Origin of the sequence: Maribacter litoralis, from assembly GCF_902506355.1 — a bacterium.
Classification (GTDB): domain Bacteria; phylum Bacteroidota; class Bacteroidia; order Flavobacteriales; family Flavobacteriaceae; genus Maribacter; species Maribacter litoralis.
The window spans coordinates 4,061,052-4,084,490 of sequence record NZ_LR733271.1 but is presented as its reverse complement, the minus strand read 5'-3'; the positions used below and the strand labels follow the sequence as shown (position 1 = coordinate 4,084,490).

The window sequence follows — 23,439 nt, the reverse complement described above, 5'->3', positions numbered from 1 at the left end:
GGAAAATATTTGTTAGCATGAAAATGAACCTATCTCAAAGTTGGCAACAACAGCTTAATGATGAATTTGAAAAGCCTTATTTTAAAAATTTGATGCAATTTGTAACTAAAGAGTATAGCCAACACACATGTTATCCTAATGAATCGGATGTATTTGCGGCTTTTAATCATTGTGAATTCGATAAGGTAAAAGTGGTTATCATTGGTCAGGATCCGTATCACGGTCCTAATCAGGCAAACGGATTATGTTTTTCGGTGAAAGATGGTATAAAACATCCGCCTTCCTTAGTCAATATTTTTAAGGAGTTGGAGAGTGATATTGGCAAAGCCTATCCAGAAAGTGGAAATCTGGAAAAATGGGCAAAACAAGGTGTGTTGCTTTTAAATGCTACGCTTACCGTTAGGGAACATGAACCAGGTAGTCACCAAAAGATGGGATGGGAAATGTTTACGGATACCGTGATTTCCAAACTTTCTGAAAATAGCGAACGCTTGGTTTTTCTGCTGTGGGGCGGTTTTGCCAAGAAAAAGGCAAAGTTGATCAATAAAAAGAATCATACCATTCTAACATCGGGGCATCCTTCTCCATTAAGTGCCAATCGTGGCTATTGGTTTGGCAATCGACATTTTTCTGTGTGCAATAAAATTTTAGATGATTTAGGCAATAAAAAGATCACGTGGTAAGTTAGATAATAAATAAATTCTTTAAATTTAGTTGGTATCGAAGGGTACACCACTCAATCTAACAACTTAAAAACTACTAATTAAATGAATAACTTAGAAAGGCTGAATACGATTTTACTGGTCGATGATGATGATGCAAGCAACTTTTTGCATTCCATTTTCATCAATAAGCTTGATATGGACGTTAATATTAATTCGGCTTTAAACGGTCAAGAAGCTTTGGATTTTATTTTAGGTAAAGGTCAAGAGAAGTTGGAGTTGCCCTGTATGGTCATGTTAGATCTTAGGATGCCCGTAATGGACGGATGGCAGTTTATGAAGGCTTATGAAGATATGGTACCTAAAAAGCTTAAAGATCAAATTACCATAGTACTTGTTACTATTAGTGATAATCAGGATGATAAAGAAAGAGCGAACACTAATAAGTATGTTGCAGATTATGCACAGAAACCTCTTTCAGACGAAACCTTTAAAGCGCTGATACAAAAGCATTTTAGTTTAGCGGCAATATAAAATTTCTATTTCAAAATATCCGTTACGGGAATTGAATCTTCTATAAGGTTTAATTCCCGTAATGTTTTTTGAACATTGCGTAACACCTCTTCTGGTAGTTGTTTTTGGCTCCATTCCGTTATTTGCAACCATTCTTGAATATCTTCCAATTTTTGATGATACCTGTTGGCAAGGGTGGTATCTATTTTAGGAATTTGCTTAAATTCTGCTGTATAGGTATTGATGACGTCAAGAATATGATTTAAGATTCCGTTGTTTTCCTTAATAAAAGAATCGGTTCCTACAAGTACAAAACAAGGCCAGGGTGTAGGGCAATTTCCTAAATGCTTAAAAGTGCCATTATCCACTAGAGGTTTAGTGGTAAAACGTTCCCACATAAAATAATCTGCTTCGCCGGATGCCAAGCCTTCGATTGCTCCATTAAGATTGTTGATGATGTTGAATTTTAAGGTGTTGGTATCCCAACCCATCTGTTTGGCTTGTACGTAAGCCATTAAGTGGCTTCCGCTGCCAAAGCGACTTATTGCAGCTGTGGTATCTTTTAATTCATTTAATGAGCTAAATGAACTTTTCGCGTCTACGTGAATACCCCAAAGTAGAGGAGAGGCAATATATTCCTGAATAATTTTTACCGGATTGCCCTCTGTAATACTCTTTATAATACCTTCTGTTAGAATAATAGCTAGATCGGTTTCACCATCCTTGAGCATTTGGCTCATTTTACCAGTACCCTCGGGTATATCTGTCCATTTTAGCTGAATACCACGTTCTTCAAATGCACCTTCTTCTATGGCTAAATGCCAAGGAAGATTAAAATGCTCTGGTACTCCAATAATTCTAACGGTTTTCATTCAATTTATTTTTTAAATAGTCATAGATGGCATATTGTGATCTAATTGGGGTATCACCATCATTAAGGCTAACCTTTTTATTCGTGTTGTTTATGTCCAATACACGCGCTTTCTGATTGTCGTTGAGTTGTAAGGTTAAAATATGCTTTAATTCATTAAAAATATCCTCATCCAATATTGGGGTTAGCACTTCTATGCGCCTATCAAGATTTCGCGTCATCCAGTCGGCAGATCCAATATACATGAGTTCGTTTCCGCCATTTTCAAACAGGTATATACGCCCATGTTCCAGATAGCGATCTACAATACTGGTAATGAATACATTCTCTTTCATACCATCACCAGGGTTTTCGTTGGCAGTTAGATAACAGCAAAAGCCTCTTACGATCAACCTAACGTTAACACCGGCATTGGCAGCTCTATAGAGAGCCTTAATCATATTGGAATCCTCTAAGCTGTTCATTTTTGCCGTAATACTAGCTTTCTTACCGTTTAAAGCAGAATTAATTTCGTTTTGAATAAGATTCATGAACGTAATTCTGGTAGTAAACGGTGAAACTAGTAAGCGTTTTAACTTAGGTACAATTAACTTACGCTCTAAAACTTGAAATACCTGTCCTAAATCTTTGGTGATTTTTTTATGCGCTGTAAATAAGCCGTGATCACAATATATTTTTGATGTCTTAGCATTAAAATTGCCAGTGCCGATATAAGCGTACCGTTTTTCAATCTCAGCTTCCGTTCTATACACCATGGCAATTTTTGAATGCACCTTTACTTGTGGGATACTGAAAATAACTTTAGCTCCTTTCTCTTCAAAAATTCGTCCCCATTTAATATTATTGGCTTCGTCGAACCTTGCTTGTGCCTCTACGAACAAAGTAACTTCTTTGTTATTGTCCAAAGCAGTTAATATAGCATCTGCTAGTGAGGAGGACTTGGCAATACGGTAGATTGTCATTTTTATGGCAGTTACCGTAGGGTCGGTTGCAGCTGCGGACAAAAAATCTTCGACTACCTTAAAATCTTGATACGGAAAATGTACCAATTGGTCTTTTGTGGCAATACTTTTGAAAATATCGTCGGTAAAAGATAGTTCTGGGTGAGGTAAAGCCGGTTTTTCTTCATATTGCAGAGGTTCTGTGCCTTCTGGAGCAGGAAAAGAGAAAAAATCGGATAAATTATGATAAGTTCCTCCTGGAGATAGGTCAACATCGCCTAGTTTAAAATCACGCTTCATGGCATCTAATAGCCAGCTGGGCATTGTTTCATCATACAGTAGCCTAGTTGCTTGCCCGAACAAACGCTTGTCTAACGAATTGTATATTTTTTCAACGAGCTCAACATCAGAATAATCATCATCTAAATATAATTCGGCATCTCTAGAAAGTTTAATGGAATAGCAGTCTGTAGCCTCTTTTGTAGGAAGCAATTTTTCTATATTCAATCGTATTATATCATCTACATAACAAAATTGATGTCCGTTACCGGGTAATGCAATAAAGCGATCTTGTTCTTCGGTAGGTATTTTTACAATGCTATACTCACTGTTCGGGTGTGTAACTGCAAGATACAGTGCGCCGTCGGTCAAAATGGCGTTCCCGTCATGTATTTCACAAGCTTGCTTAATATCTTTATCGAACAATTCTTCTAGAAAATTCTTTTGCTCTGGTGTGAAGTTAGACGTATTCCTAATGAAAATATTATGTTCTTCAAGCTCCGATAGGGTTGAGGCTATTACCTTGCCAAATTCCACCTGCTGTTGGTTGATAATTTGTAGAATATGCTGAAGCGTAGAATTTGCCTTGAACATTAATTTCTTACGGAACTTCTTGTCAAGGTTTTTTATTTGACGTAGCTGAGATACACGAACTTTAAAATACTCATCAAGGTTTGAAGAAAAAATGGCCAAGAATTTTAACCGCTCCAATAATGGGGTGTCGGCACTTTTAGCTTCAAGCAGTACACGCTCATTGAAATAGAGCCAATTAATATCTCTATGCTTTAGGTTGTCTTTTTTCATGATTGGATTTGCGTAAAAATAAGAAGTACAATATTAAGAATATTGTAAATGTATGTTAAGCCAATCGTTTCAAACAAAATTCAATTAACCTATCGACAGATTCTGTTGGGGTTACCGAAAATTCTCCTGTAGACCTATTGGCTAAAATACAATTTAGAGACACAGCTTCGTGACCTAAGAGTTGTGAAAGTGCGTAAATGCCAGATGTTTCCATTTCTAAGTTGGTCAACTGAATGTTATTATAGCTGAACGTAGATAGTTTTTCCATCAATTCCATTTGACTAGGTTTAATTCTCAACTGGCGTTGTTGTGGTCCGTAAAACCCCGTGTTTGTTGCGGTAAAGCCTAATCGTATACGATTATCAGTAAATAATTTTCCTAGCTTTTCGGAGTAGGAGAGTACATATGGCCTAGCTTTATTAGCGTTCCACGAAGTATGGGCAATAAATGCGTCTTCTATTTTTGGGTAGTTGATGCTACCATGTTCGTAGAAGTGTAGAAGCCCATCAAATCCTATAGCATATTTGCTTATTAAAAATGAATCGATTGGAATATCGGGTTGTATGGCGCCACTAGTTCCAATTCTTATGATATTTAATGAGGTGTGTTCTTTTTTAAGTGTTCTTGTTTCAAAATCAATATTAACAAGCGCATCTAACTCATTTAAAACAATATCGATATTATCGGTACCGATACCGGTAGAAATGACGGAAATACGCTTACCGTTTAAATGACCGGTATGGGTATGAAACTCACGTTTTCCCTTTTTTACCTCAATGGTATCGAAGAAGCGGGACACCTGGCTGACCCTGTCAGGGTCACCTACGGTAATAACGGTAGTTGCAATATCTTCCGGTAATAAATTTAGATGATAAATACTGCCATCTTCATTGATGACAAGTTCAGCAGGCCTTAATTGCATGCTATAATTTTAAGATTCGGTTCGTGGTAGTGTTATATAGGAAATTGTACTTTAAAGCACCTCCTAAATACACATCGTTGTCTTGAATGCAAGAATAATAACTTGTTTTGCCTGCTAATATCTCTTTTCCTTTCTTGGAAACACGAACAGGGTTTAAGCTGGTGATCAAAGGTTTAAGGCGAGACAAGGCACGGTCGTACTGTGTATTGGAAAAGCCAAGGTTTCCTTGGTTTTTTAGAAGAACGTCCATGTATTCCGTTTTGGATTTAGGTTTCTTGTCGATTCCCAATTGCAAAATAGTATTTTCCATTTCATTTAATCCGTTGTTAATGCTAGGAAAACGTTTTAAATGAGATTTTACTGCATCACCTAGATAATCGAACTGATAATCTTTAAAATCGGTAAGATTCTCTAATCGTATAGGATTATTGCTACAATACAATTGCCAAACATAATCGGCGTATTCTGTATCGTCTTGTGTTAATACCTTTTTATTTTTGTAAAGGCTCAATAGTTGGTCATCGGTCAGCTCATTAAGACTGTACATTTTATCTGTTTCGTCTTCTTTACCACTGCAAACCAACGATATTTGAGCATATTTTCTATGGGTAAGCAGCCAGCTGATCACCGCTAGCATATTCACCTGACAAAAAAGATCATATTCGAACCAAAGCACGATATGATCTTGTTGTTTATGGCTACATAGCGACCTGTATTCCTTTAGGGTCTTTTCTATAAACCAAGATTTTGAAACTTTATAATTTTTATGAAGAAACTCAAAACGGGCTTTCCAGAAGGTTTCTGTACCTACGTTAGGTAGTGTTTGACCTTCACATAGCATTTCTCGCCATGTAATGACGTCACCGTCCAAGTTTAATTTTTGAAGGCGTTCGGTGAAAACATCTCCATTGGTAATGTGTAAGAGAGAACTCATACCGGGGTTTGATTTAGTTAGAATGATTAAAAATAATACTTATAACAACGTTATAAAATTATTTAACAGAAAACAAATGATAGGATTAAAGACTGAAAAAATGTTAAATTAGCCGCCTACACGCTTCACTGCGAAGCCTTTATCTTTAAGTATTGCCATGATTTTATCTCTGTAATCTCCTTGAATGATAATTTTATCATCCTTAAAACTACCGCCAACACTCAATTTTGTCTTAAGTTCTTTGGCTAATTTCTTAAAATCTTCGTCGGCACCGGTATAACCTTCCAATATAGTTATTGGTTTACCCTTACGTTTTTCATACTTACAAATTATAGGGTCATCTTGAAGCCAAAGAGAATTTTTTTCTTTGCTCTTTATAGGAGTTTCCTCGGGTTCGTGATCGGGAAATAGATTTTTTAACTGGTCTTTAATATCCATGTCCGTTATTTTTTAATTAGCCCTAATTCAATTAGTCTTTCATGTAAAAACTCACCTGCGGTTATATCTTCATATAATTTAGGATGGTCTTCATCAATACAATTTTCTAAACAGTTTAAAGGCATTTCACTAACCGGATGCATAAAAAATGGTACAGAATATCTAGAAGTACCCCATAACTCCTTTGGTGGATTAACGACCTGGTGAATGGTTGAAAGTAATTTGTTGTTGGTTAAGCGAGAAAGCATATCGCCAACATTAATCATTAATTCATCGGGTTTTGCGATGGCATCTACCCATTCGCCTTCATGGTTTTTAACCTGTAATCCCTTACCATGTGCGCCCATTAAAAGAGTGATCAAGTTTATATCGCCATGTGCGGCCGCTCTAACGGCATTTTTTGGTTCAGAGGTAATTGGTGGGTAATGTATGGGACGTAGAATAGAATTTCCGTTTTTAATGAAGTCATCAAAGTAGTATTCATTTAAATTTAGGTGAAGAGCCAATGCACGTAAAACGTATTTTGCAGTTTTTTCAAGCATTTTATACGTTTCCTTACCTACTTTATTAAACTCCGGAAGTTCCTTAACTATAACATTTGCAGGATATTCTTTTTCAAGTTTATCATTATCCTCTACATATTGTCCAAAGTGCCAAAACTCCTTTAGGTCGCCTTCTTTTCTTCCTTTGGCATGTTCCTTTCCAAAAGAAGTATATCCGCGTTGTCCACCAATACCTTCTATTTGGTAACCATCTTTTACATCATCGGGTAGATCAAAGAAGGCTTTTATTTCAGCATATAAAGAATCTACTAATTCATCGGATAAGAAATGTCCGCCCAAAGCAACAAAACCTATTTCTTCAAAGGCTTTTCCAATTTCATTTATAAATTTCTGTTTTCTTTTTGGGTCGTCCGAAAGGAAATCCGACAGGTCAACACTAGGTACCAAGCTCATATTTTTAAAGATTTTACGTAAAATTAATAATTATTGGCGATTTACGCGCGTTGTTATAATCGATACTTGCTATATGCATTTTTGTTACATTTATGGTTTAATAGTCAAAACTGACCTTATCAATGAATTATACCGATTTTAAAGTAACTAAAGACGTTAAGTTAACACTTTATAAATCAATGCTTAAACCTCGAATGGTAGAGGAGAAAATGTTGATTCTTTTACGACAGGGCAAAATTTCAAAATGGTTTAGCGGTATTGGTCAAGAGGCTATTTCAATTGGGGTTACATCGGCTTTGAAGAACGATGAGTACATTTTACCCATGCATAGAAACTTAGGTGTGTTTACTACAAGAGAAATTCCATTGTACAGATTATTCGCGCAATGGCAAGGTAAGGCAAGCGGATTTACCCAAGGTAGGGACAGAAGTTTTCATTTTGGATCGCAAGACTTTAAAATTGTAGGTATGATCTCGCATTTAGGTCCGCAATTGGGTGTTGCCGATGGTATTGCGCTAGCACATAAATTAAAAAATGAAAAGAAAGTTACGGCAGTTTTTACAGGAGAAGGGGCAACTAGCGAAGGTGATTTTCATGAAGCCTTAAATGTCGCGGCTGTCTGGGATTTACCTGTACTTTTCTGCGTAGAGAACAATGGCTACGGTTTATCAACTCCAACAAATGAACAGTTTAAATGCAATGATATTGCCGATAAGGGTATTGGTTATGGAATGGAATCTCACATCATTGATGGAAATAATATTTTAGAAGTCTATTTTAAAGTGTCGCATTTGGTGAGGGACATGCGTATAAATCCAAGACCCGTACTATTAGAGTTCAAAACGTTTCGTATGCGAGGGCATGAAGAAGCTAGCGGAACAAAATATGTTCCCCAAGCGCTTTTAGATACGTGGGCCGAAAAAGATCCATTGGAGAATTTCACAAAATACCTATTGGATGAAAACCTATTAACGCAAAAAAGTATTGCCAAGTATAAAGCAGATATTCAAGCAGAAATTGATGAGCATTTACGAATTGCTTTTTCTGAAGACCATATTGTACCTAATGCAACTAAAGAATTAAATGATGTATATCAAAAATTTGATTTAAAAGAAGTTAGACCAAGTAAATTTGTTACGAATATAAGGTTGGTAGACGCTATTTCAGAAGGATTAAGACAGTCTATGTTGAAATTTAACAACCTAGTTATCATGGGGCAAGATGTTGCCGAGTATGGTGGGGTTTTTAAAATTACAGAGGGTTTTATAAATGACTTTGGGAAAGAAAGAGTGCGTAATACCCCAATATGCGAATCGGCAATAGTTTCTACTTCTATGGGCTTATCCATTAACGGTATGAAAGCAGTTATGGAAATGCAATTTGCAGATTTTGCAAGTAGCGGTTTCAACCCGATTGTCAATTATTTGGCGAAGAGCTATTATAGATGGGGAGAAAAAGCAGATGTAGTTATTAGAATGCCTTGTGGTGGCGGTGTAGCGGCTGGGCCTTTTCATTCTCAGACCAATGAAGCTTGGTTTACCAAGACTCCTGGTTTAAAAGTGGTGTATCCGGCTTTTCCATATGATGCAAAGGGGTTGTTGGCTACCTCTATAGAAGATCCCAACCCTGTATTGTTCTTTGAACATAAAGGATTGTACAGAAGTATTTATCAAGAGGTACCGGTAGACTATTATACATTACCGCTGGGTGAAGCCAGTCGACTAAGACAGGGTGATCAAATTACTATAATTACATACGGTGCCGGCGTTCATTGGGCATTGGATGTTTTAGATAAGCATGCCGATATTAGGGCAGACTTATTGGATTTACGAACCCTTCAGCCTTTGGATACCAGAGCAATCTTTGATTCTGTTATAAGAACCGGTAAAGTCATCATTTTGCAAGAGGATAGCCTTTTTGGGGGCATTGCGAGTGATATTTCTGCGATGGTCACGGAAAATTGTTTCGAGTATTTGGACGGACCAATCAAAAGAGTGGCAAGTTTAGAGACGCCTATTCCGTTCAATGCCAAACTAGAAGAACAATATCTTGCCAAATCTAGATTTGAAAATGAACTTCTTGAACTAATCGCTTATTAAGGATACCGGTCAACAAAATTGTTAAAAGAGGTAATAGGTATTGATATTTAAAAGCATCTTTGCTGAGTCATTTGGTCGAAAAGTTAAAAAATAATCCGTCCAAAAAATGACGATCAACGTATATAGATCAAACCTAAATAATTTACTTATGAAAAAAATAATTTTGCTTTTTAGTGCCGTACTCTTAATCTCCTCATGTTCAGTTTCAAAGGATGCAAGGGCTAAACGAAACTTATTAAGCGGTACTTGGACTTTAAACAATGTTTCTTTTGAAGGCAATACGGGCAATGTAAAAGCTGTACTGTTCAACGATGTTGAAGATATTTGTTTAGAGGGCAGTGAATGGTTCTTTCGCGACAATAACAGTACTGGTCGATATACCATTGACCAATCTACCTTTTGTACAGGAGGTGATCGTTATATAAGATGGTCTGTTGTAGAACGTGAAGAAAATTATACCAGTCAATTACAGTTTAAGTTCATAAACGAAAAAAATCAAGACATATCAGGTGGTGCAGGTTACCGTTTAAATATTGAAAACCTAACGGAATATGCTATGACCTTAAAATCTAATGTGATGGTAGAAGGCGCACCAGTTAACGTTGTTTATGAATTCAGTAAAAAATAAAAACCTACTCAAAAATTAAATTAAGTATATGAAAACAATGATATTACGTAGAACTAGTTACATTCTTGCTCTTGCCTTGGTAATGAGCTGTAGTACGGTCAAAAACGCAAATAAAACACAAAAAGGAGCTGTAATTGGTGCATCGGGCGGTGCGGTAATCGGTGGAATTTTAGGAAACAATGTTGGTAGTGGAAACAACACTGCTTTAGGTGCAATATTAGGTGCTGCTATTGGTGGTGCAGCCGGTGGATATATCGGTAATAGAATGGACCGTCAAGCTGAACGTATTGAAGAAGAAATACCTGGAGCAGAAGTAAAAAGAGTCGGTGAAGGTATTAATGTTACTTTCAATCAAGATGCCGGAGTATATTTTGACACGAACAAATCTAATGTACAAGGTACTTCTGCGACCACTTTGAATAAATTAGTGAGTATTTTTAAAGAATACCCTCAATCTAATATATTGGTAGAAGGTCATACAGATAGCGCAGGTGCTGAAGAGTATAACCTAAATCTTTCAAAGCAAAGAGCAGAGTCGGTAACCAATTATTTGATAAGTCAAGGTATAGATGCCAGTCGTTTTGATACCAAGTGGTATGGAGAGGCACAACCTGTAGGTGATAACTCAACTGCTGAAGGTAAAGCAAAGAATAGACGTGTAGAATTAGCAATTGTAGCTAGTGAGTCGTTAAAACAAGAGGCAAAAATGCAAACAAACTAATAATTTTCAGTTTTGTATTGAGTTAAAAATAAAAGCCCTGCATTGCAGGGCTTTTTTGTTTTTGGTGTAACTTCCATGCAGTGAAGGAACACGACATACTTATTATCGGTGGTGGTTTGGCGGGGTTGACCGCTGCTATTCATTTAGCTTTAAATGGATTAAATGTTGCCGTTCTAGAAATGCAGTCATATCCACATCACAAAGTTTGTGGTGAATACGTATCTAAGGAGATTGTACCCTATTTACAACGTTTAGGTGTCAATTTACAAGCAAGTGGTGCTATTGATATTTCCCGGTTCAACATTAGCACTTCAGATGGACTTTTACTTGAGACCGATTTACCATTGGGCGGATTGGGAATAAGCAGGTATGCTTTTGACAATCTATTGTTTCAACGGGCAAAAGAACTTGGGGTCTTTTTTTACTTTGAAAAAGTGATTGCTACTACCTATAAAGAAGATTATTTCATAGTTGATACAAAAAACCAAACTTTTACTACTAAAATTGTCATTGGAGCCTACGGAAAACGCTCTGTATTAGACAAAAACCTAAATAGACCTTTTAGTAAGCAAAAGCAGTCGTGGTTAGCTGTAAAAGCTCATTATCGCATTTCTGATTTTCCTTCGGAATTAGTGGCATTACATAATTTTAAAGGTGGTTATGGCGGCTTGTCCCAAACGGAAACCGGAGCTATAAATTTTTGCTATCTAGCCCATTACAAAAGTTTTAAGAAATATAAAGATGTACATAGCTTTACTAAGAAAGTAGTTGCGGAAAATCCGTTGCTCAAAGATTTTTTGCATAATGCACAACCCGTATTTGAAACTCCGTTAACTATAGCCCAAATTTCATTTGATAAGAAAGATAGTGTCGTAGACCATATTCTTATGTGTGGAGATACGGCCGGTCTTATACATCCGCTTTGTGGAAATGGTATGGCGATGGCTATTCATAGTGCCAAAATTGCTTCAGAACTGATAGTTCGATTTTTTGACGAAAAGGGGTATGGTCGTTCAGCGTTAGAGCAAGATTATAAAAAAGCTTGGTCAATTGCATTTAGTAGAAGGTTGTGGTTTGGTAGACAATTACAAAAGGTATTAATGAATGACAGACTGGTCTCTTTCGGATTAAAATCTTTTGGCAGATCGAATTCGATATTGAAGTTCATAATTTCTAAAACACATGGAGAATTGATATCATGACGGTAGATTTTAAACATAGAAGTGATGAAATAGAGGTTATGGATACCTTTTCGGGGACAGTTGCTGAGCTTGAGGTTATTCTGAACGATATTAATAGGGTAAACAAGCTGCTGGGCGGTTATAAGATTACCTTAAAAGCTGTTTTTGAGTTACTTAAGAGTGAAAATAAAAAATCGTATACGATATTGGATATGGGTTGTGCCGATGGAACTATGCTAAGAAAGCTGGCAACGGAAGCAAAAAATAAACAAATCGATCTAAAGCTCGTTGGGGTGGATTTAAATGGGAAAGCATTGCAACTGGCACGGGAGTGTTCAATTGATTTTCCAGAAATAAGTTATATCCATGCCGATGTTTTAGCAACAGATTTTTCAGATTTACATATTGATGTGGTCATGACCACCTTAACCCTTCACCATTTTACAGATGAAGGCGTACAGCAGTTTGTAAATCGATTTGTAGAGTTGGCATCACTTGGGGTTGTGATCAATGATTTGCAGCGCAGTCCCGTTGCTTATTATTTATTTAAAGCATTCAGTTTGTTTTTTATAAAAACCGAAGTCGGAAGAAAAGATGGTTTGTTATCCATCCGTAGGGCATTTAAAAAAGAGGAATTGTTAAGTTTTGCACAACGAGTTTGCAATGCATCACACCAAATACAATGGAAATGGGCATTTAGATATGTATGGATTTTAAAAAAGAAGTAGTAGATTGAAGATTAAGAAAAGCTATGAATTACACAAGAATTGTTAGTGTTGCCAAGGAGTTACCACCGTATTCTAGAAATACCAAGGATATTATTCCGCTTGTGGAGTTGTGGCTAAGCGGTCAAGATGAGCGGTTCTCTAGAAAAGTGGTTAAAATTTTTGAAGGTGCGGCAGTGGACAAACGTTACTCTATAATGCCTCCAGAAGACGTTTTTGTCTCAACATCCTTTGAAGATAAAAACAAGATTTATAGTAGAGAGGCAAAGCGAATGGGAGCCAATGTTTTAAGAAACGCGTTGCAAAAAACAGATTGGAAACCTTCATCCATTGACTATATTATTACGGTAAGTTGTACAGGTATTATGATTCCGTCCTTAGATGCATATTTGATCAACGAATTGGAAATGCGACAAGATGTGGTTCGATTGCCCGTAACGGAAATGGGATGTGCCGCTGGGGTTTCCGGTCTTATTTATGCGCACAATTTTTTAAAGTCGAATTCGGGTAAACGCATTGCTTTGGTATCCGTAGAAAGTCCCACCGCTACCTTTCAGTTGCAAGATTATTCCATGGCAAATATGGTCAGCGCAGCAATTTTTGGTGATGGTGCTGCCTGTGTATTGTTGTCTTCTGAAGAAGATGCAGTAGGACCAAGGATTATAGGGGAAGAGATGTATCACTTTAAAGATGCCACACAGATGATGGGCTTCGACCTGACCAATCACGGATTAAAAATGATACTTGATCCGGCAGTTCCGGAAACGATATCCAACCATTTTGAAAAAATCGTTCATCCTTTTTTAGAAAAGTATGGAAGTAACATTCAGAAAGTAGATCATTTGGTATTTCATCCCGGAGGAAAGAAAATAGTACAGACCGTTGAATCGTTATTCGGTGCTTTAGGAAAGAATATTGATGATACCCGAGAAGTTTTAAGACTGTATGGTAATATGAGCAGTGCTACTGTTCTATATGTTTTAGAGCGCTTTATAGAAAAAAATATACCGATAGGAGAACAAGGTTTAATTCTCAGTTTTGGTCCGGGGTTTTCGGCACAGCGGGTTTTAATAGAATGGTAGCATAATTATAGACATGAAAAACAATTACTGGGCATTAATAGTAGGAGGTAGTAGCGGTTTGGGACTGGCAACCGCAAAGAAATTGGCAAAACATGGCTACCACATCATCATCTTACACAGAGATCGACGTGCAGATATGGATGTCATTGAAAAGAACTTTGCGGAAATTAAGGCTATGGGGAATGAATGTATAGCTATGAATGTAGATGCTTTAAACGCAGAAAAACGAACAGCTATCATTTCTGATATAAAAGAGAAATTACCATCTGGGGAGCATATTAAGGTTTTGGTGCACAGCGTGGCAAAAGGCACGTTAAAGCCTATGTATTCCAAAGATACACCAACATTAACCGCTACGGATTTCAAAATAACTTTTGATGCCATGGCATTAAGTTTGTACGATTGGACAAAAGCATTGGTATCGGCAAATTTGTTTGCTAGTGACACAAGAATAATTTCCTTTACCAGTGAAGGAAATACCAAAGCTTTGCCCAATTACGGTGCAGTTTCGGTCGCAAAAGTAGCATTAGAGGCACTAACACGAAGTATTGCTTTGGAATTTGCCCCACTGGGGATAAAGGCGAATTGTATACAGGCAGGTATTACCATGACAAAGTCGCTATCTATGATTCCTGGTTTTGAGCAGATAAAGGAAAATGGTTTAAAGAGAAACCCCAATAATCGCTTAACCACTCCCGAAGATGTAGCCAATGCGGTATATATGTTGACTACCGATGAAGCAAAATGGATTACCGGTACCGTTATCAAAGTGGATGGGGGAGAAAGTTTGATGTAAATGTAAAATGATGAACGAATCGTTTAGTTGGATTTTGGACCGATTGCCCTATTCAGAGCCATTTTTGTTCGTAGATAAGCTTTTGCAGTTGGATGATGATGGAGTAGAGGGTTTATATACATTCAAGGAGGATGCAGGTTTTTATACCGGTCATTTTAAAAACAATCCTGTGACTCCAGGAGTGTTGTTGACAGAATGTTGTGCGCAGATTGGCTTGGTGTGCTTGGGTATTCATTTATTGGAGAAAGACACAATGTTTGATGATTTGCTGATAGGAATGAGTAGTTCGCAAATGGAATTTTTATTGCCTGTATTTCCCGATGAGTGTGTTAGGGTGGTTTCCGAGCTTGTTTATTTTAGGTTTCAGAAATTGAAATGTAATGTGAAAATGTATAATGAAGAAGATAAATTGGTCTGTAAAGGCACTTTAGCAGGCATGATAAGTATTACAAATGAGTAGACGTGTGGTCATAACAGGTTTAGGAGTGTGCGCACCAAATGGTGTGGGGCTTTCTGATTTTACTCAGGCTTTACTAAATGGTAAAAGCGGAATTCGGCATCAACCAAACTTGGAAAAATTAGGTTTTGGTTGTCAGGTAGCGGGAGAACCTTTGGTTAAGGACAAACTAATTGATAGTTACTTTACACCTCTAGAACGTAGAGGATTAAACGCAACTGGAGTAGTATACGGAGTAATTGCCGGTGTAGATGCTTGGAAAGATGCTGGTCTGGATAAGAACTTGACCAATGAGCCAAGCTGGGACCGCGGAGTTATTTTTGGAACAGGAATTCTGGGAGTGGATAAATTTAGGGAAGCCATTCATTTAATTGATGATGGTAATGTACGGAGACTGGGCAGTACTTCGGTTATACAAACAATGGCGAGTGGTATCAGTGCTTACTTAGGCGGTATGTTGGGGTGCGGTAATCAGGTAACCACCAATTCCGCCGCATGTACTACGGGAACTGAAGGTATCATTATGGCTTATGACCGCATAAGTCAAGGGAAGGCAGAAATTATGTTGACCGGTAGTTGTAGTGATAGCGGACCTTATGTATGGGGAGGTTTTGATGCCATGCGTATTTTGCCAAGGGGATATAATAATGACCCCACCAAGGCAAGCCGACCTATGAGTGCTACTGCTAGCGGTTTTATACCTGGTAGTGGCGCAGGGGCTTTGGTTTTGGAATCTTTAGAGAGTGCCCAAAAACGGGGTGCACACATCTATGCCGAAGTCTTAGGGGGTGAAATTAATAGTGGAGGACAAATAGATGAAGGATCTATGACCGCACCAAATAGTATGGCCGTACAACGCTGTATTAGTAATGCTATTTCCAATTCGGGTATTAAGGCTTCTGAAGTTGATGTGATTAACGGACATTTGACTGCTACAACCAAAGATGGGCTGGAGATATTAAATTGGAGCAAGGCACTTAACCGAAAAGGTAAAGACTTTCCGTTTATAAATTCGTTTAAAGGGGTAATCGGTCATTGTCTAGCTGCAGCAGGTAGTATTGAAAGTGTAGCTGCAATTCTTCAGTTTAAGGAGAAAGTGGTTTTTAAAAATATAAATTGTGAAGATATACACCCAGAGATTACCGACGTAATTGCTGGGTCTTGTATTCCGAGAGAAACAGCATTTTATGAACCAAGGGTGATAGCCAAAGCAAGCTTCGGATTCGGAGATGTAAATGCCTGTGTTATTTTTAAGGCATTTTCAATGTAACATATAGAGAATTAAATTTGCATACCAATTGGTATTTTAAATAAAATATACTTATGCTTAAAGAGGAAAAATATCAAAAGTTAAAAGACATTATAAAAGTATATCTTCCGGAAGACGTAGCGGTTACTGATATTACGAAAGATAGTCACCTAATGAACAACCTCAATATCAACTCCGCCAACTTAGTGGATATTGTATTGGATGTTGAGGATGCCTTCGATATCCGCCTTGAAAATGAAGATATGGAGAACATGCAGACCGTTGGTGATGCCATGGCAATTATCGATGCCAAATTATCGGCAAAATAATCTAATTGTCGATGTTATGTTCTGAATCCTTTTCCTTGATTAATGTGGAGGCAAGAATACCGGATATCAGTGCAACGGAAATTACGGTCAACGAAACCCATTCTGGTAAATGAACGTAATGGGAAAATAACATCTTTAATCCTACAAACGCCAAAATAACGACTAGGCTATAATTAATGTATCTGAACTTTTCAAGCATTCTTGAAATAAGGAAGTACATGGAACGTAAGCCTAAAATTGCAAGTATATTAGAGCTGAACACAATAAACGGATCGGCTGTAATGGCTAAAATTGCGGGTATACTATCTAACGCGAAGAGAATATCGGTCAATTCAATAACGATTAAAGCAACAAAAAGAGGCGTAGCAGCATTGAGTCCCATTCGCTTTACAAAGAAATCGTGACCATGTAATGTGGTGGTCACCGGGTATATTCTTTTAATCTGTTTGAATACAAAAGAGTTTTTGGGGTCAAAGTTTTCATCATCACCTTTCAACATTTTAAAGGCGGTATATAACAGGAATACGCCAAAAACATATATGATCCATTCGAATTTGGTAATTAAGGCAACACCGAAGAGAATCATTAAGGCTCTAAATACGATAGCACCTAAAATACCCCAAAACAATACACGGTGCTGATACAAAGGTGGAATTTTAAACGAGGAGAAGATGACGGCAATAACAAAAACGTTATCCACACTTAATGAAAGCTCGATCAAGTAACCCGTTATATATTTTAGAACGGCGTCGTTGGGAGTCAATGCAGTTGGGTTGTCAACAATGCCAGCATTGAAAAGCCAATAAATAACTCCACTAAATGCCAAGGCAACAGTTACCCAAATAGCGGTCCAGATACCTGCCTCCTTCGATTTGATAACATGTTCGTTCTTGTGAAAAACCCCTAAATCCAAGGCAAGGAATACAAGTACAAATGCAATAAAGACAATCCAGACTATCATATAAAATTTTTGAAGTTGCAAAGGTATTAAAAAATGGAAAGTAGCACTGTCATTTATTTAAAACGTTAATGCTTGATTATCATTTATTTAAATACCGTATCGTTTTTGCAAAGGTGATGTTTGCATTTAAAAAGCATTACAACTTTTGCCTATATTTTTAGCCTATTTGCAATAAGTGACTAAAAAGCTTGGTAGATTGCCTATTACAGATAAAGCGAGCAAAAGGTTCGATGAAGTGCAAGTAGGCTTCTAGTTTTTTGACCATTGGCTTTAAAAATGCTACTTTACGGTTAGAACAATTATATGAAATGAAAAAACTAACTCTTTTGGGTGGTGTTTTCATGTGCCTTTTTTTGGGAATGAACACTGCTATTGCACAAAACTCAGATACTGTTAGTGCGCAAGTAACCAAACGCCCTTTGTTAAATCAATTTGAGTCAGATTATGTATTAACAGCCTCTGAGCGTATTGCATTGAAACAATGTCGTATTGCGTATCAGTATCGCGTTAAGGAAATATTGGATTCTGTAGAAATATCCGATAGAAAAAGAAAACGTTTACTATTGGAACTAAAACGAAACCCTTTCTCCGAGAAAATTAAGGAAGTGGTGGCAGAATATACCCAGGTAGAAAAAGAAATTGAACAATAAAAAAATGCAGTCTAATGAGACTGCATTTTTGCTTTTCGTTTTTCCAATTGCCGATGTAAATCCTCTATAGATGAAGCAATGGATGCTTCAAAACTAGCTGAGGAGGATTGTGCGAATAAACGCGGACCGGGTGCACTTAAGCGTATGTTACAAACCATACCTGTGTCTGGGGAAGAGGTATTCTCCTTTTTGAAAAAAACATCGGATCTTACAATAAAATCATACTTGTCCAATAATTTCTCTAATTTTTGTGCTGCCATAATCTCTAATCGATTGCTGGCTTTTACATCGTCGTATTCAAAATTGATATTCATAGGCTATAAGTTTAGTTTAAGGTACTCATTTTGAAAATGCTTCACAATTAAAAATATCTTAATAATAAGGAAGATTAATATTAAGCTATGCTAACTGTTTTGTTTTAATAATGTTAGCACTATAGGTTCCATTTTAAAATAAAGTTAAACTTACACAAACATAGTATAAATATGAAGTGTTTATCTTAAATTGAAGTAAAATTCCCACATTTTTACTTCTAAATCAAAAGCCATGGAAAATGTACAGGATAAATCAAAGTGCTTAGGTAAATTAGAACGGTGTAAGAACACTATTCAACACTTTAAAATAAGGGTAGACTCTTATCTTTATGAACCTACAACTATGGCGTTGTTCGAAACTAAATTCCGGTTAAAAAATACCATTAAGAAGCTTTCCGAGGCAAATAAAAGTCTATTGGATTATTTGAAATCTACTAATGACGTATTACCGGAGCAGCACAAAATGGTAAATTTACATATTAGGGAAACTTCTGAACTTGAATTCGACTTTATGGAGTATACCTTAAAGTTTAGAAAACGTGCAGATTCTAGGCACATCGTCTAAATACTTATTTCTTAGGTGATTGGTAAATTTGATGTCAATTTTTATGCTGGTGACAGGTTTCTGTACAATTTTAAATAAATGTTCTTAATTTAGAGGTAGAACACTTATGAAATTGATATGAAACTATTTATGCGGCTGGCAATTTGCTGCACATTTTTTTGTACGGGTATGTTGTATTCACAGCAGAACAATACCCCAGCTTCAAAAACAACAGAAGAGGATGAAGGACCAATTATGTTTCAGTTTGAGCCCAATTATGAGACCGCTGTAATGTTACAGAGAGCGGCTTTAAAACAAAAAATAAAAGCTCTTGATACATTGGATATTTCAGACCGAAAGAGACAGCGTTTGATCAAAGCGTTGTATAAAGAATCACGCAACATCAATTTTGAGAAATCGGTTTTAGTGAATACCGAATTCGAAGAGGAAGAATTTGAAGATTAAACAGCACCCTTTGGCATAGAATTGGCAGTAGATAGGGTGATTAAAAAGTGTACCTTATGAAACCATTTTTATATTTCATTTTAAGTTGTGTGTTGCTTAGTTGCAAATCATCGAAAACAATAATTGATGATTCGCATCCTATACATGGTATCATGTCTTCAAAGAATTTTGAATTTAAGGCAAAATCTTCCAACCCTTTGGCGACCCAAAGTTTAACAGCAGTTGCCAATAGTGGTCTTTTGCCGCCAGGTAGTAATATTTCAAGGATAGATTTAAACGGTAACGGTAATTACATAAAAGTTACGAATGATAGTGTATCCGCTAATTTACCCTACTACGGAGAAAGGCAATTTGGAGGAACTTATGGTACAGCAGATGGTGTTGAGTTTAATGGTGTTCCTGATGATTACAATCAAACTTTTAATGCAGACAAACAAAGGTATATGGTTACTTTTCAGATAAGTAATAGTACAGACCGGTATACAGTGAACATGCAGGTTTACCCTAATAAATCTTGTGTGGTATCGGTGAATACCAGTAATAGAAATACGATACAATATAATGGTATTATTGAATCTTTAGATTCTAAAGATTAGTATTTTAAATGAAATGGATCAAAGTATACATTTAAATAGTATCAATACTTGACAACACTATTCATTATAAACAAGATATCATAGATTTTTTTATTACAAATTACTTGCAATTAGTTGGTTTTTAGTGTGTTTACCCTTCATTTATGTTAAGAATAGGCTAAAAAGGGAAGGTTTTTCCATATTCTTCGTTATTCCCTATTGAGAACAATACCTTTGTGCCTTAATTAAGTGAAATAGTAGAAATTAACAGTATGAGCAAAGTAAAAGCAGATAGTCAAGTACGTGTACATTACACAGGAAAATTAAGTGATGGTCAAGTATTTGATAGTTCGGTAGACAGAGAGCCTTTAGAAGTAAAATTAGGACAAGGTAGTTTAATACCTGGTTTTGAAAAAGGTTTATTGGATATGGAAGCGAATGAGAAAAAAACTATCGTTATAGCTAAGGAAGATGCATATGGTGAAAAGCAAAAAGAGCTTTTTCAGACAGTACCAAAATCTGAATTGCCAGCAGAAATAGAGCCAAAAGTAAATATGGCGTTAATGGCAACCAATGCAGACGGTAGCGAAAGACAATTACGTGTAGCGGAGGTAAATGAAAATGACATTGTAGTAGATGCAAATCACCCATTGGCTGGTGAAGATTTGACCTTTGATCTAGAGCTTGTAGAAATCAAGTAATAGACTTAAATTATATAATGAAAAACCGCCTAATAGGCGGTTTTTTTTTGGTTCAATACCAACTGTTTTAATAGTTTGAAATATTATATTTGAATATGTATTTAAGAACATTGTATTTCTTGGTTTTAACTGTTGCCATGGTGGTAGGTTGTAAAGAGGTGAAGACCAAGGCGCCAGAATCGGTAACAGCCGAAAATAACAAAGAGCAAGTACCCACAGCAACTTATGAAGATTTAGAAGGTAATCCCATTGAATTGAGTGATTACAAGGGTAAACGTGTATTGTTGAATTATTGGGCAACCTGGTGCAGGCCTTGCATTGAGGAAATGCCGGATATGGAAAAGGCACAAGCTATTTTAGAAAAGGATAATTACGTATTTCTGATTGCATCAGATCAATCGGTCGAAAAAATCAACAAGTTTAAGGAAGCCCGTGGTTTTCAATTGAATTATATAAAATTCAACGGGGCATATGCCGAAGAAAATGTAAGTGCCTTACCGGCAACATTTATTTATAATGAAGTAGGGGAGCAGGTATTACGTTTTGATGGCGGATTAAAGTGGGATAGTCCTGAAATGATCGAAAAACTCAAAGCGGTTCAGTAATGCATAAACCAACCTTATTCTATATTTTTTTAGTTGCTTGTAGTTTTATAAGTGGATGCAAAGAAACATCCGAAAAAAAAGATATAAATCCTCTAACGGATAATTCAGCTCAATTGGTTACGGAAATGAATTCTCCTGCAGGTACTACATCGGCATTGCCACATCTTGTGATCAATAAAGATGTAGCCTTATTATCTTGGGTAGAATCACCTAACGATTCGTTGTCAACAATGAATTACTCAGAATTGATTGATGGCGAGTGGCAAGAAGCACAAAATATACTAAGTGGTACAAATTGGTTTGTGAATTGGGCAGATTACCCGATGATTTCTGAAAATAACGGCAATTTATGGTCGCACATACTTAAAAAATCCAGCGCGGGTACTTATTCCTATGATATAAAAATGAATATAAAGCCAAAGGGGGAAATGCTATGGAAAACCGATTTGGCTCTACATACTGATGAAACCCCAACCGAACATGGTTTTGTAAGTATAGTGCCATATCAGAACCATTTCTTTGTCAATTGGTTAGATGGTAGACATACGGAAGAAAATGAAGAAGGCGAGAGGGGAGCAATGACGCTGCGTGGGGGAATCGTGACTACAACCGGTAAACTAATAGAAGAATACGAGCTAGATGATAAAACCTGCGATTGCTGCCAAACTACTTCTGCTATTACCGATAATGGACCCGTGGTCATTTATAGAGACCGATCAGATGGTGAAATTAGGGATATCAGTATTGTTCGTCAGGTAGAAGGGGAGTGGACGGCACCTAAAGTAATACATGAAGATGATTGGCAAATAAAAGGTTGCCCGGTGAACGGACCAAAAGTCGATGTACTGGGTAATAATTTGGTCGTAGCATGGTTTACGGCAGCTGAGAACAAACAAAAAGTACAACTGGTATTTTCTTCAGATGGCGGCGCTACTTTTATAGAACCTGTTATAATTGTTGAAGGTAAGGTTATGGGTAGAGTAGATGTGCTTTGGGCAGATGAGGAGACGGCTATTGTAAGTTGGATGGAAGTGAATGATAAGGTAGCCCTGTTCAAGGCAATGGCGGTAAGTGCCGACGGTAAAACTTCTCAGAAGCAAGTAATTACCGAAATGGCAGATTCCCGAAAATCAGGATTTCCCCAAATGGAAATAATGGAAGAAACCTTATTCTTTGCTTGGACGGAACAAGTAGGAGCGACCACTCAAGTAAAAACGGCTAAAATGCCTATAAAAGCGTTTTCGTTTAATTAACGGAAAGTAGTTCAATATCGAAAACCAATACCGATCCACCGGGTATTCCATTATAATCAAAACTACCATAGCCCAGGTGAGCAGGAATCAGTAGCATACCATTGCCACCTTCGTTGAATAACTGAATACCTTCCGTCCATCCCGAAATAACTTGATCAAGACCAATGGTGATTCCTTCTTCGCTTTGATCAAAAACCGTCCCGTTAAGAAAATAGCCTTTGTAAGCCACTGTAACATTAGATGTTGCCGTTGGTGCTGCACCCTCACCTTGATTTTCTATAATATAATGTAAACCCGATGCGGTTTTTTGCGATTCTAACGAATTGTCTTCCAGATAAGCATTTATTTCTGCTTCGTTGGTTTCGGTGTAATCAATGGGTTCAACAACAGTGGTGGTATTGGTGTCATCCGATAGTTTACAAGAAACCAAGGAAGTCAATAAAAAAAGGAATGCGATATATTTCATTTTATTTTTTTTGGATGATAAGTTTTTGATGTTTGTGTAGACTTACATCTTACCGATGTATGACTTTTTTTGAATCAAGCTAGATATTGGTGTGTTAGGCGATAAAAGTATTTACCGAGAAACGGACACTACAATGCTTGTACAAGTATTTTTGAAATTTAAGGGCTTGCGATTGCGATTCAAAAATAACAGCTTCGGTAATACTGTTGGCTAAAACAAGATGCCCAATAAGGTATTCTACGTAGTAGGTATTGTTTTCAGAAAGGAGAACAAAATTTGGTTTCTTTGTCACGCTAAATTAATTATTGTACTAAAATA

At 36.9% G+C, this 23,439-nt stretch carries 29 protein-coding genes; 19 read left to right on the top strand and 10 right to left on the bottom strand.

Annotation, left to right across the window (positions count from 1 at the left end; genetic code table 11):
- The first annotated feature begins 17 nt into the window (after window positions 1-17).
- Both ung and EXIGUO8A_RS17410 read left to right on the top strand, forming a co-directional pair.
- On the top strand, window positions 18-683 hold the full coding sequence (gene ung / locus EXIGUO8A_RS17415; RefSeq protein ID WP_159304153.1) for a uracil-DNA glycosylase: 666 nt from the start codon (window positions 18-20) through the stop codon (window positions 681-683).
- 84 nt (window positions 684-767) lie between these two features.
- Window positions 768-1,196 (top strand): response regulator, encoded by a 429-nt coding sequence (locus EXIGUO8A_RS17410; RefSeq protein WP_116769183.1) that lies wholly within the window; start codon window positions 768-770, stop codon window positions 1,194-1,196.
- A gap of 5 nt (window positions 1,197-1,201) precedes the next feature.
- On the opposite strand, the gene EXIGUO8A_RS17405 is transcribed toward EXIGUO8A_RS17410, so the two are convergent.
- From EXIGUO8A_RS17405 to EXIGUO8A_RS17380, 6 genes are all read right to left on the bottom strand, one after another.
- Entirely contained in the window at window positions 1,202-2,047 is an 846-nt protein-coding gene (locus EXIGUO8A_RS17405; RefSeq protein ID WP_159304152.1) for a substrate-binding domain-containing protein, read from the bottom strand.
- Window positions 2,034-4,070 (bottom strand): polyphosphate kinase 1, encoded by a 2,037-nt coding sequence (ppk1, locus tag EXIGUO8A_RS17400; protein WP_159304151.1) that lies wholly within the window; start codon window positions 4,068-4,070, stop codon window positions 2,034-2,036. The genes EXIGUO8A_RS17405 and ppk1 overlap by 14 nt, the downstream gene beginning before the upstream one ends.
- 55 nt (window positions 4,071-4,125) lie before the next feature.
- Window positions 4,126-4,992 carry a nucleoside phosphorylase gene (locus EXIGUO8A_RS17395; RefSeq protein ID WP_159304150.1) on the bottom strand — a complete coding sequence of 289 codons (867 nt, stop codon included), beginning with the start codon at window positions 4,990-4,992 and terminating at the stop codon, window positions 4,126-4,128.
- Between the two features lies 1 nt (window position 4,993).
- Window positions 4,994-5,926, bottom strand: a complete 933-nt coding sequence (locus EXIGUO8A_RS17390; protein ID WP_116769179.1) for a DUF1835 domain-containing protein — start codon at window positions 5,924-5,926, stop codon at window positions 4,994-4,996.
- Between the two features lie 108 nt (window positions 5,927-6,034).
- The gene (locus tag EXIGUO8A_RS17385; RefSeq protein ID WP_159304149.1) at window positions 6,035-6,364 is read right to left on the bottom strand and encodes a translation initiation factor; all 330 of its coding nucleotides are present in this window, start codon (window positions 6,362-6,364) and stop codon (window positions 6,035-6,037) included.
- A gap of 5 nt (window positions 6,365-6,369) precedes the next feature.
- Complete coding sequence (locus EXIGUO8A_RS17380; RefSeq protein ID WP_159304148.1) at window positions 6,370-7,320, bottom strand: isopenicillin N synthase family dioxygenase; 951 nt, start codon at window positions 7,318-7,320, stop codon at window positions 6,370-6,372.
- 122 nt (window positions 7,321-7,442) lie between these two features.
- Here EXIGUO8A_RS17380 and EXIGUO8A_RS17375 point away from each other — a divergent pair, with 122 nt between their 5' ends.
- The 10 genes from EXIGUO8A_RS17375 to EXIGUO8A_RS17330 all read left to right on the top strand — a co-directional run bounded on the left by EXIGUO8A_RS17375 (window position 7,443) and on the right by EXIGUO8A_RS17330 (window position 16,587).
- The gene (locus EXIGUO8A_RS17375) at window positions 7,443-9,419 is read left to right on the top strand and encodes an alpha-ketoacid dehydrogenase subunit alpha/beta (RefSeq protein WP_236564513.1); all 1,977 of its coding nucleotides are present in this window, start codon (window positions 7,443-7,445) and stop codon (window positions 9,417-9,419) included.
- 148 nt (window positions 9,420-9,567) lie between these two features.
- Window positions 9,568-10,047 carry a lipocalin family protein gene (locus EXIGUO8A_RS17370; protein ID WP_116770118.1) on the top strand — a complete coding sequence of 160 codons (480 nt, stop codon included), beginning with the start codon at window positions 9,568-9,570 and terminating at the stop codon, window positions 10,045-10,047.
- 28 nt (window positions 10,048-10,075) lie between these two features.
- The gene (locus tag EXIGUO8A_RS17365; RefSeq protein ID WP_159304147.1) at window positions 10,076-10,768 is read left to right on the top strand and encodes an OmpA family protein; all 693 of its coding nucleotides are present in this window, start codon (window positions 10,076-10,078) and stop codon (window positions 10,766-10,768) included.
- Between the two features lie 80 nt (window positions 10,769-10,848).
- Window positions 10,849-11,970: an NAD(P)/FAD-dependent oxidoreductase gene (locus tag EXIGUO8A_RS17360; protein ID WP_159304146.1), complete on the top strand. Its 1,122-nt coding sequence runs from the start codon at window positions 10,849-10,851 to the stop codon at window positions 11,968-11,970.
- Window positions 11,967-12,677: a methyltransferase domain-containing protein gene (locus EXIGUO8A_RS17355; protein ID WP_159304145.1), complete on the top strand. Its 711-nt coding sequence runs from the start codon at window positions 11,967-11,969 to the stop codon at window positions 12,675-12,677. The genes EXIGUO8A_RS17360 and EXIGUO8A_RS17355 overlap by 4 nt, the downstream gene beginning before the upstream one ends.
- 23 nt (window positions 12,678-12,700) lie before the next feature.
- A complete protein-coding gene (locus EXIGUO8A_RS17350; protein WP_159304144.1) occupies window positions 12,701-13,756 on the top strand; it encodes a type III polyketide synthase in 1,056 nt (351 codons plus the stop codon).
- 13 nt (window positions 13,757-13,769) lie between these two features.
- A complete protein-coding gene (locus tag EXIGUO8A_RS17345; RefSeq protein ID WP_201304137.1) occupies window positions 13,770-14,552 on the top strand; it encodes an enoyl-ACP reductase FabI in 783 nt (260 codons plus the stop codon).
- A gap of 10 nt (window positions 14,553-14,562) precedes the next feature.
- The gene (locus tag EXIGUO8A_RS17340; RefSeq protein ID WP_159304143.1) at window positions 14,563-15,012 is read left to right on the top strand and encodes a 3-hydroxyacyl-ACP dehydratase FabZ family protein; all 450 of its coding nucleotides are present in this window, start codon (window positions 14,563-14,565) and stop codon (window positions 15,010-15,012) included.
- Complete coding sequence (locus EXIGUO8A_RS17335; protein ID WP_159304142.1) at window positions 15,005-16,279, top strand: beta-ketoacyl-[acyl-carrier-protein] synthase family protein; 1,275 nt, start codon at window positions 15,005-15,007, stop codon at window positions 16,277-16,279. Before EXIGUO8A_RS17340 ends, EXIGUO8A_RS17335 begins: the two co-directional genes overlap by 8 nt.
- A 53-nt stretch (window positions 16,280-16,332) precedes the next feature.
- Entirely contained in the window at window positions 16,333-16,587 is a 255-nt protein-coding gene (locus EXIGUO8A_RS17330; RefSeq protein ID WP_159304141.1) for an acyl carrier protein, read from the top strand.
- Between the two features lies 1 nt (window position 16,588).
- On the opposite strand, the gene EXIGUO8A_RS17325 is transcribed toward EXIGUO8A_RS17330, so the two are convergent.
- A complete protein-coding gene (locus EXIGUO8A_RS17325) occupies window positions 16,589-17,548 on the bottom strand; it encodes a TerC family protein (protein WP_159304140.1) in 960 nt (319 codons plus the stop codon).
- A gap of 308 nt (window positions 17,549-17,856) precedes the next feature.
- Here EXIGUO8A_RS17325 and EXIGUO8A_RS17320 point away from each other — a divergent pair, with 308 nt between their 5' ends.
- Window positions 17,857-18,198 (top strand): hypothetical protein, encoded by a 342-nt coding sequence (locus EXIGUO8A_RS17320; RefSeq protein WP_159304139.1) that lies wholly within the window; start codon window positions 17,857-17,859, stop codon window positions 18,196-18,198.
- Between the two features lie 11 nt (window positions 18,199-18,209).
- Here EXIGUO8A_RS17320 and EXIGUO8A_RS17315 read toward each other — a convergent pair whose 3' ends face one another.
- A complete protein-coding gene (locus tag EXIGUO8A_RS17315) occupies window positions 18,210-18,512 on the bottom strand; it encodes an HPF/RaiA family ribosome-associated protein (RefSeq protein ID WP_058102867.1) in 303 nt (100 codons plus the stop codon).
- Window positions 18,513-18,744: 232 nt separating this feature from the next.
- On the opposite strand from EXIGUO8A_RS17315, the gene EXIGUO8A_RS17310 reads away from it, so the two are divergent.
- From EXIGUO8A_RS17310 to EXIGUO8A_RS17285, 6 genes are all read left to right on the top strand, one after another.
- The gene (locus EXIGUO8A_RS17310; protein ID WP_159304138.1) at window positions 18,745-19,077 is read left to right on the top strand and encodes a hypothetical protein; all 333 of its coding nucleotides are present in this window, start codon (window positions 18,745-18,747) and stop codon (window positions 19,075-19,077) included.
- 117 nt (window positions 19,078-19,194) lie between these two features.
- Complete coding sequence (locus EXIGUO8A_RS17305; protein ID WP_159304137.1) at window positions 19,195-19,521, top strand: hypothetical protein; 327 nt, start codon at window positions 19,195-19,197, stop codon at window positions 19,519-19,521.
- 56 nt (window positions 19,522-19,577) lie between these two features.
- Window positions 19,578-20,117 (top strand): DUF4251 domain-containing protein, encoded by a 540-nt coding sequence (locus EXIGUO8A_RS17300; RefSeq protein ID WP_159304136.1) that lies wholly within the window; start codon window positions 19,578-19,580, stop codon window positions 20,115-20,117.
- Between the two features lie 251 nt (window positions 20,118-20,368).
- Window positions 20,369-20,797, top strand: coding sequence for an FKBP-type peptidyl-prolyl cis-trans isomerase (locus EXIGUO8A_RS17295; protein ID WP_116769162.1), 429 nt, complete (start codon window positions 20,369-20,371; stop codon window positions 20,795-20,797).
- Window positions 20,798-20,892: 95 nt separating this feature from the next.
- Window positions 20,893-21,402, top strand: a complete 510-nt coding sequence (locus EXIGUO8A_RS17290) for a TlpA family protein disulfide reductase (RefSeq protein ID WP_236564512.1) — start codon at window positions 20,893-20,895, stop codon at window positions 21,400-21,402.
- Window positions 21,402-22,655 (top strand): glycoside hydrolase family protein, encoded by a 1,254-nt coding sequence (locus tag EXIGUO8A_RS17285; RefSeq protein WP_201304135.1) that lies wholly within the window; start codon window positions 21,402-21,404, stop codon window positions 22,653-22,655. The genes EXIGUO8A_RS17290 and EXIGUO8A_RS17285 overlap by 1 nt, the downstream gene beginning before the upstream one ends.
- Here EXIGUO8A_RS17285 and EXIGUO8A_RS17280 read toward each other — a convergent pair.
- Entirely contained in the window at window positions 22,648-23,121 is a 474-nt protein-coding gene (locus EXIGUO8A_RS17280) for an FKBP-type peptidyl-prolyl cis-trans isomerase (RefSeq protein WP_159304135.1), read from the bottom strand. The two genes, EXIGUO8A_RS17285 and EXIGUO8A_RS17280, sit on opposite strands and share 8 nt — an antisense overlap.
- Before the next feature lie 94 nt (window positions 23,122-23,215).
- Window positions 23,216-23,413, bottom strand: coding sequence for a hypothetical protein (locus tag EXIGUO8A_RS17275; RefSeq protein WP_116769158.1), 198 nt, complete (start codon window positions 23,411-23,413; stop codon window positions 23,216-23,218).
- Window positions 23,414-23,439: the final 26 nt, after the last annotated feature.